Annotated in this window: 1 protein-coding gene; it reads right to left on the reverse strand. The window is 79.7% G+C overall.

What is annotated here, in order from left to right; genetic code table 11:
• Nucleotides 1-19: 19 nt before the first annotated feature.
• Nucleotides 20-811, reverse strand: coding sequence for a signal peptidase II (locus PYV61_RS25580; RefSeq protein ID WP_275836711.1), 792 nt, complete (start codon nucleotides 809-811; stop codon nucleotides 20-22).
• Between the last annotated feature and the right edge of the window lie 337 nt (nucleotides 812-1,148).

Raw genomic sequence — 1,148 nt, forward strand, 5'->3', positions numbered from 1 at the left:
GGCTCACAGAACGACATGGCTACGATCCGACTTGGCGCAGCGCGCGGTAGGCGACCGGGCGCGGGATCAGCCGCCGCGCGCGCGCGGGCAGCTCCGCCGGCGTCGCGCGCAGCGCCTGCACCAGCGTCGCCGTCAGCCACGCCAGCCCGCCCAGCATGCAGAAGTCGGCGAGGTTGAGCACCCAGGCGCCCGTCGCGTGCTCGACGCGCAGGAAGTCGGGGACCCCCTCGGGGCGCGTGGCGAGGCTCATGAGGTTCCCCAGCCCGCCGCCGACCATCAGCGCCAGCGCCTCGGTCGTGCGCCGCTCCAGCCGGTGCAGCGCCGGCGCGAGCAGGATGAGCAGGCCGAGGACGACGCCGGTCGCGGCGACGTTGGCGCCGCGCGTGCTCGCGCCCAGCCACCCCGCGCCCGCCGACACCGTGTTGTGCGCCAGCGAGAGCGACACCGACCCCGCCACCGGGATCGAGCGCTCGGCGAGCGCCGCCAGCGCCAGCGCCTTGGTCGACAGGTCGGCCAGCGCGACGGCCAGCACGAGCGGGAAGAAGCGGAGCGCCAGCGCGTGGTCCGTCGTCTCGGCGGGCGCCGCCTCCGTCGCCGTCGCGACGGCGGTGGCCATGCGCGCCTCGATCGCCGGCATCGGCTCGGCCGGCGTCTCGAGCGCCGGCGCGTCGGCCGCCCGCACCACCCGCAGCGGGATCACGCGCTCGTCGCGCTCCGCGCGCTCCTCGCGCGCCGCCGGGACGGACGCGGCGGGGCGCGGCGGGGCTGGGCGCCGGCGCGCGTGCGGGTCGAACGGGAGGACCGTGGCCATGGCGGGTGGTGCGAGGGACGACGGGGCGACGCCACTCCCCAGGGCAGGGCGCATGCCCACCCTCGGCCCCGCCCCGGGGGCCCCGGCGGCGGACGACGGCGCCCCGGGGCTCCCCCGCATCCTGCGCCCGCCCAACGGCTTACGCCAGGGTCCCGGCCGTCGCCGTCACGCCGTGCGCGCGGCGACCCGTTCCGCCCTTCCCGGTGCCGCCGCCGCGCCGCCGCAGCAGGCGTGGCGCGCGACCCACAGGGCGCGGCGGTCAGCCGTCCCGGTAGGGGGAGCGCTCGTCCGCGTCGTCCGGCGTCGCGGGCGCCGGCGGCGGCGCCGGCTCGGTGGG

Source organism: Roseisolibacter sp. H3M3-2 (genome assembly GCF_029211165.1).
Taxonomy (GTDB): domain Bacteria; phylum Gemmatimonadota; class Gemmatimonadetes; order Gemmatimonadales; family Gemmatimonadaceae; genus Roseisolibacter.

What these genes read in the sequence shown, in the direction of transcription:
- PYV61_RS25580 (WP_275836711.1), bottom strand. Translation starts at nt 811, where the DNA reads ATGGCCACGGTCCTCCCGTTCGACCCGCACGCGCGCCGGCGCCCAGCC.